General features: G+C 73.5%; 9 protein-coding genes. 4 read left to right on the top strand and 5 right to left on the bottom strand.

Annotation, left to right across the window (positions count from 1 at the left end; genetic code table 11):
* Together R7226_RS10495 and R7226_RS10490 are read left to right on the top strand one after the other, a co-directional pair.
* On the top strand, positions 1–1,610 hold a 1,610-nt coding region (locus tag R7226_RS10495; RefSeq protein WP_318597076.1), incomplete at its 5' end, for a sensor histidine kinase.
* Between the two features lie 60 nt (positions 1,611–1,670).
* On the top strand, positions 1,671–2,378 hold the full coding sequence (locus R7226_RS10490) for a YaaA family protein (protein ID WP_318597075.1): 708 nt from the start codon (positions 1,671–1,673) through the stop codon (positions 2,376–2,378).
* A gap of 65 nt (positions 2,379–2,443) precedes the next feature.
* On the opposite strand, the gene R7226_RS10485 is transcribed toward R7226_RS10490, so the two are convergent.
* From R7226_RS10485 to R7226_RS10475, 3 genes are read right to left on the bottom strand one after another with little or no spacing between them, the layout of a single operon-like run.
* Complete coding sequence (locus R7226_RS10485; RefSeq protein WP_318597073.1) at positions 2,444–2,731, bottom strand: hypothetical protein; 288 nt, start codon at positions 2,729–2,731, stop codon at positions 2,444–2,446.
* Positions 2,728–2,955: a hypothetical protein gene (locus tag R7226_RS10480; protein WP_318597072.1), complete on the bottom strand. Its 228-nt coding sequence runs from the start codon at positions 2,953–2,955 to the stop codon at positions 2,728–2,730. The genes R7226_RS10485 and R7226_RS10480 overlap by 4 nt, the downstream gene beginning before the upstream one ends.
* A 27-nt stretch (positions 2,956–2,982) precedes the next feature.
* The gene (locus R7226_RS10475) at positions 2,983–3,450 is read right to left on the bottom strand and encodes a DUF6916 family protein (protein WP_318597071.1); all 468 of its coding nucleotides are present in this window, start codon (positions 3,448–3,450) and stop codon (positions 2,983–2,985) included.
* A gap of 92 nt (positions 3,451–3,542) precedes the next feature.
* On the opposite strand from R7226_RS10475, the gene R7226_RS10470 reads away from it, so the two are divergent.
* On the top strand, positions 3,543–3,983 hold the full coding sequence (locus R7226_RS10470) for a DUF488 domain-containing protein (protein ID WP_318597069.1): 441 nt from the start codon (positions 3,543–3,545) through the stop codon (positions 3,981–3,983).
* Between the two features lie 33 nt (positions 3,984–4,016).
* Here R7226_RS10470 and R7226_RS10465 read toward each other — a convergent pair whose 3' ends face one another.
* Positions 4,017–4,502: a hypothetical protein gene (locus R7226_RS10465; protein ID WP_318597067.1), complete on the bottom strand. Its 486-nt coding sequence runs from the start codon at positions 4,500–4,502 to the stop codon at positions 4,017–4,019.
* Positions 4,503–4,660: 158 nt separating this feature from the next.
* Here R7226_RS10465 and R7226_RS10460 point away from each other — a divergent pair, with 158 nt between their 5' ends.
* Positions 4,661–4,843 (top strand): hypothetical protein, encoded by a 183-nt coding sequence (locus tag R7226_RS10460; protein ID WP_318597065.1) that lies wholly within the window; start codon positions 4,661–4,663, stop codon positions 4,841–4,843.
* 21 nt (positions 4,844–4,864) lie between these two features.
* Here the strand turns inward: R7226_RS10460 and R7226_RS10455 are convergent, their stop codons facing one another.
* Entirely contained in the window at positions 4,865–5,380 is a 516-nt protein-coding gene (locus R7226_RS10455; RefSeq protein ID WP_318597064.1) for a hypothetical protein, read from the bottom strand.
* Positions 5,381–6,200 lie beyond the last annotated feature (820 nt).

Below are 6,200 nucleotides of genomic sequence, written 5' to 3'. Positions count from 1 at the left end.
ACGATCCGACTTCGGCGCCTGCTGCAGGTGCTGCGCGCCGAGGGCAGCGCGGTGTCCGGGCCGGCGGCGTCGAGCGCGAGCACGGCTGGGACGTCACGCTCGTCGAGCGCGGGGCGCCGCTGGAGCGCGCCGCCGGCCGTGCGCCGGCCGAGCTGGCCGCCGGCCGCATCGTCGAGGAGCTGCTGTCCGGCCCCGGCGACGGCAGCGCCGCGGTCGTCGGCGTGCGACGGCGCCCGGACGGTCTCGCGGTCGTGCTCCACGGGCGCGGCCGCCGGCCTGCCCAGCTGCGCGATCCCGCGCTGCTCGCCTCCGCGCGGGAACGCGCGCGACTGCACGGCGGCGCGCTGCGCACGCGCCGCGGGATGCGCGGCTGGCGGATCGAGGTCGCGCTGCCGGTCAGCGACGCGACGACCGCCGTCCCCGCCGCTGCTGTCGCCGACGCCGCGCCGGACGCGTGGACGGCGCGCGCCGTCGACGTTCTGATCGCCGCGCTCGCGCTCGCCACGCTCGCGATCGAGCAGTTGGACCGCGGCGGCGACGCGAGCGGCTGGATCAGCGGGGTCGCGCTGATCGTGCTGCCGCTGCTGCTGCTGCGCCGTCGCGCCCCGTTCGCCGCCGCCTGCGTGCTGGTGCTCGGCGGCTTCTGCCTGCGCAACGAGGTCGGCTGGATGCCGCGGGCCGGCGTGACCCTGGTCGCGGTGATCGTCTTCGCGCCGTACGCCGCCGCCGCGCACGCCGCCACCGTCCGCCGCGCGATCGCCGGCGGCGTCGTCGTCGGCGTCGTCGCGCTCGTCACCGTCGGGCTGCTGATCCCGAGCACAGTGCTGACCGACCTGCCGATCGTCGCCTGCGTCGTCGCGCTCAGCTGGCTCGCCGGCTGGTACGTGCGCGGCAGCTCACTGCTGGCGCTCGGCCTGCGGCTCGACGAGCGGCGGCTGGCGGATGCGGCGCCCGAACGGCTGCGGGCGTCGCTGGAGGCCGAACGGGCGCGCGTCGCGCGCGACCTGCACGACGTCGTCGCCCACGGCGTCTCGCTGATCGGCCTGCTGGCGGCCGGCGCCCGCGCGACGCTGCCGCGCGATCCGCAGCGCGCCCGCCGCGCGCTCGACGACCTCGACGACGCCGTCGCCGGCACCCACGTCGAGCTGGGCCGGCTGCTGGAGGCGCTGCGCGCCGGCGACGAGGCGACCGTCGGCGCGGCCTCGCTCGACGACCTCGACGCGCTCGCCAGCGACGCGCGCCGTGCCGGCCAGCCGATCGCGCTCGCGCTCGACAGGGCGGCGCTCGCGGCCGCGCCCGCCGGCGTGCTCGCCTCCGCCTGCCGGATCGTGCAGGAGGCGCTCACGAACGCGCGCAAGCACGCGGACGGCGCGCCGGTCGAGGTCCGTCTCAGCGTCGAGCACGGCGACCTGCTCGTCGACGTCCGCAACGCGGCGCCGCCGACGCCGTGCGGCAGCGGCGCCGGCTCGCGCCACGGGATCGCGGGGATGCGCGAGCGCGCGCGGCTGCTCGACGGCGAGCTGGAGGCGGCGCCGACCGGCGACGGCGGCTTCCGCGTCCATGCGCGGCTGCCGTGTGACGGCAGCGCCCCCGCGCTCGCGGTGGCCTGAGCGCGCGGAGCGGCGACCGCGCGGCATCGCGGCGCGCGGCGTGGCAGGCTGCCCGGTCCGATGCTGCTGATGCTCCCGCCCTCCGAGGGCAAGGCGACGCCCTCCGCGCGCCGCGCGCCCCTCGATCTCTCCGCGCTCTCCTTCGCCGCGACGCTGACCCCGCTGCGCGAGCGCCTGATCGCCGCCGTCGACCCCGCGATCGCGCAGGCGCCGGCGGCGCCGGCCGCCGAGGTCTACACCGGCGTCCTCTACGCCAGACTCGACCACGCGTCGCTGCCCGCCGGCGCCAAGCGCCGCGCGAACAGAAGCGTGCTGATCGCCAGCGGGCTGTGGGGCCTGCTCGCGCCCGCCGACCGCGTCCCCGGCTACAAGCTGCCGATCGACGCGTCCGTCGACGGCTTCGGCACGCTCGCGGCGGCGTGGCGGCCGCTGATCGCCGCGGCGCTCGCCGAACGCGACCACAGCCGCGAGCTGATCGTCGACTGCCGCTCGGGCGGCTACAGCGCCGTCTGGCGGCCGAGCGCCGCGGCGCGCGTCGAGGTGCGCGCCTTCAAGCTGAAGCCTGACGGCGGCCGCCAGGTGATCTCGCACATGGCGAAGGCGACGCGCGGCCAGGTCGCGCGCGAGCTGCTGCTGGCGCCGCGGGCCCCGCGCCGGCCAGCCGACGTGCTGGCGCTGGTGCGGGCTGCCGGGCTCGACGCCGAGTTGGGAGCGCCGGAGGGACGCGGCAGCGGCGCCGCGTGGACGCTCGACCTGCTGGAGCGGTGAGCGGCGCTCAGCGGCGTTGCTGACGCCGGAGCACGTGGCCGTCGCGCGGACGCGACGGCCGCCGCTCAGCCCTTCGGCGTGACGTTGTGCTGGCGCAGGTAGTCGAGGTAGAACGGGCGCAGCAGGTCGCCGACCTCGCCCTTGCCCGACTCGGTCACGTCGTCGATGTGGGCGACGAGCGACTGCAGGTCAGCCTCCGCCTCGTCGTCCTCCCCGGCGGCCGCCTCGGCCGCGGGCAGCACCTTCATCAGCCGCCAGAAGAAGCCGACGTCGAGGTGATGACGGGCATGCCTGACGGCGAGATCGTGGAGCTGCTCGGAGGAGAGCTGCTCGAGCGGGTCGGGAGCGCTCATCGGTAGTCGTCGGGGTTCTTCGACGGACCGGGCAGCGCGGCCCAGATGGCGCTCGGCGACGGGCGCGAGCCGGGCTCGAGGTCGCTCCAGAGCGCGGAGACGGCGACGAGCACGAACGAGACCGCCCACAACATCGCGAGCGTCTCCGTCTGCTCCGAGGACCAGACGATCCCCAGCACGACGAACGCGACGAACGCGGCGACGCGAGTGATCAGCGAAATCATGGGCGGATGGTACCGGCGCGGCGGCGTCTACGACAGCGCGACCGAGCGGTCGACGACGATCTCGTACGTCTGCTCGCCGCTGTCGCCGCCGTTGCCGACCGGCGCCAGGAACAACTCGACCGCTCCCAGCGACTGATGGCTGAGCGCGTGCACGCCCTGCGCCAGGCCGGGCCGGCCGCGCAGCGTCAGCGCGAAGGCGTCCTCGCTGCCGGCGAGCGCACGGCGCCCGGCGGCGCCGGCGACGTCCTCGACGGCGACCAGCCGCAACGTCAGCGGGCCGCCGCCGGGCGCGGCGGCGGTGAAGCCGCGCGCGTCAGCGGGCAGCGCGCTCCAGCTGCCGCGGCGCAGCGGCTCGAAGCCACCGCTGCTGGCGGCCGCGGCGGCGGTGGCGCTCGCTCTGCCCGGCGCGGCCGCCGCGGCGCCGACGAGCGCGAGCGTCGCCGCCCCGCCGGCCTTGAGGAAGCTGCGCCGGTCCAAGCCGGAGTGGTCGATCATGGCCGGGCAGCTTACTCCGGAAAGCGGAGCCCGGATCGTCGTCTTGGCGGCTCGGCGCTCTTCGCGACGCTGCCGTCGGCTACGGTGATGCGATGCCCGCGCTGTGGACGATCGGCTACGAACGGCTGCTGCCCGACGCGCTCGTCGCCGAGCTGCAGGCGGCCGGCGTCGAGCGCGTGATCGACGTCCGCTACCGGCCGCAGTCGCGCCGGCCGGGGATGTCGAAGACGAAGCTCGGCGAGCGGCTCGCCGCGGTCGGGATCTCCTACGAGCACCGGCGCGCGCTCGGCACGCCGCCGGAGATCCGCCCGCTCTACCGCACCGGCGCCGTCGCGCGTGCCGCCGAGCAGTTCCGCGCCCACGTCGAGGCGACCGCCGCCGGCGACCTCGACGCGCTCGCCGCCGAGTTGGCCGGCCCCTCCCCCGCGACCGCGCTGCTGTGCCTCGAGGCCGAACCGAGCGGCTGCCACCGCCGCGTCGTCGCCGAGCAGTTGCAGCAGCGGCTGCCGTCGCTGCGCGTCGTCGACCTCTGAGCGGCGCGGGTTCGGCGCCAGCCGATTCCACGCTCAGCGCGCGGGGAACTGCTCCAGCACCCAGCCCGGGCCGAGCAGCGGCCGCAGGTACGAGCGGCCGTGGACCGGCAGGTACTCGCCGGTGCGCGGGTCGACCGGCAGGTCGCGCTCGACCGGGTACCACTCGTTGTGCTGGCGGATCAGCGCGTTGAGGTCGTGGAAGTCGCAGGCGTGGGCGCGCTCGCGCCAGCGCCGCGCGAACTCGTCAGGGTCGGCGCCGCAGGCGTGGCGCAGCTCGCGGTGGGCGGCGGCCAGTTCCCTGCGCACGCGCGCGACGCCGGCGTCGATCTCGCCGATCCGCTCCATCCAGCGCGGCGGGTTGCCGCCCTGCAGGTACGCCTCGACCGTGCGCTGCGCCTGACGCGAGGTCGACGACAGCGGACGGCCGTGCGCCGTCGCGTCGGTGCGCCGGCGCAGCACCCGCTCGGCGGGCGTCAGGCGGGCGTCGTCGTGGTCGCTGTCGCGCTCGCTGTGGGACACGGTGCTCTCCCACTGTAGGAGACGCGCGCCTGCTGCCGTGATCGAAGGTGCGTGTTCACCGTCACACAGGTTTCGTGCGGACGCTCACAGTGACACCGGTGCGTCGTCCGTACCTTGATGAGTGCACTGAGACACCAATCACCTGGGGGAACCACACCATGGCCGCACTCATCTCCGCCGTACGCAACATCTTCGATTCCAGCACCCGCCCGGAGCCGGTCCACTTCCACGCCGGCAACAGTGGTCACACCGTCGTCTGCCACGACGACAGCTGCTCCTCGCCGCGCCTGGACCTGCGCGACGCGCGCGAGCTGACCGGCGCCACCGGCGACCTGCGCTAGGCAGGTCGTCCCCGGCCCGCGCTACGCGGGTCCGCGCCGTCTGGCGTATGACGTCGAGGAGAACGGTATCCAGCGGCCGACGCGCCGCCGCGCGACCGTCACGACGACGTCACTCACCTCCAGCTCGACGAACAGCGATCTGACCGGCACCTCCAGCCAGCCGCCGTCGCCGAACTCGATCCGCAGCGCCGCGATCGCCTCGTAGTGGGCGATCCCCAGCAGTCCCACCCACTGGCGGTCGGACAGCTCGTCGCGGCTGCGCGGTCTGCCCGCGCCGTGCACGATCAGCCGGCACGCCAGCATCGGCAGCTCGTACTCGTCGAAGAACCACGTCCGCCGCACATGCCGCGGCTGCAGCCCGCCCGCGCCGAACGGCTCCTGCGCGAACGGCACGATCAGCGCGCGCGTGACCGGATCCCAGCTGATCCCTCTCAGCTCGGCGTCGCCGTCGTGCAGCCACGTCGAGAGATCGCCGAGCGCCTCGCCGTCGGTGGCGAGCAGGTGCTCCAGCAGTCTCGGGGTCGTCTCGGCGCTCACAGCTCCGATGCTACGCACGCGGCGGCCCCGCCGCGAGGGGCTGACCACCTCGTTGACAGACCGGAATTCTGACTATAGGTTGAACAAGCGCCCCACGGAAGCCGGCACACACCCAGCATCGAGGAGGGGACCAGCGAAAACGCCGACAGCGTGCGCGCACACCCGTCACCGCACATCGGAGACCTCCGATGCCCACCAACCGGATCCAAAGCCTGCTCGTCGCCATCGTCGCAGCAGTCGCATTCGGGACCGCCGTCAACTCAGCCACCGCGACCAGACTCTCAATCTCAGCCACAAACTTCACAGCAAGCGGCACGCTTTCACTGTCAGCTTCAGGACTCACATACACGTGCACGATCACTCTGGGCATGCTAACACCCAGATCTATAATTAAAACTGCAGGCACCCCGATAGCGACAATCCTACTAACCGGCGTCGTAACTCCCTCGGGATGCACAGCCGCGATCAGAAGCTACGTCGTCCTAAACGGCGTCATCCTTAGTCATACGTCGTTTGCCAGCTCACTACCCAACATAAGCAGCATAACGACCGACGTTCGCTCCAGCGGGCCAGGATTTCTAATCTCGTACTCCATTGGCGCTCAGTGCCTATACAACAGACTCGGGGTACGAATGGTCTTCAGCCGGAATCCCGCTACTCAGGCGATCACAAGCATTACTGTATCCACCCCTGGGACGCTTTCAGTGACCGGCGTGGCATGCCCAGCCGCCGCTAGCCTCTCCGGCATCCTGGCCATCCAACCGCCACACCCTAGAGTAACCCTAATATAGGTCAATAACTAGCTTAACCAGAGCCGGGT

The organism is Conexibacter stalactiti (assembly GCF_033542075.1).
GTDB lineage: Bacteria > Actinomycetota > Thermoleophilia > Solirubrobacterales > Solirubrobacteraceae > Conexibacter > Conexibacter stalactiti.
This window is presented reverse-complemented; position numbering and strand designations above follow the sequence as displayed.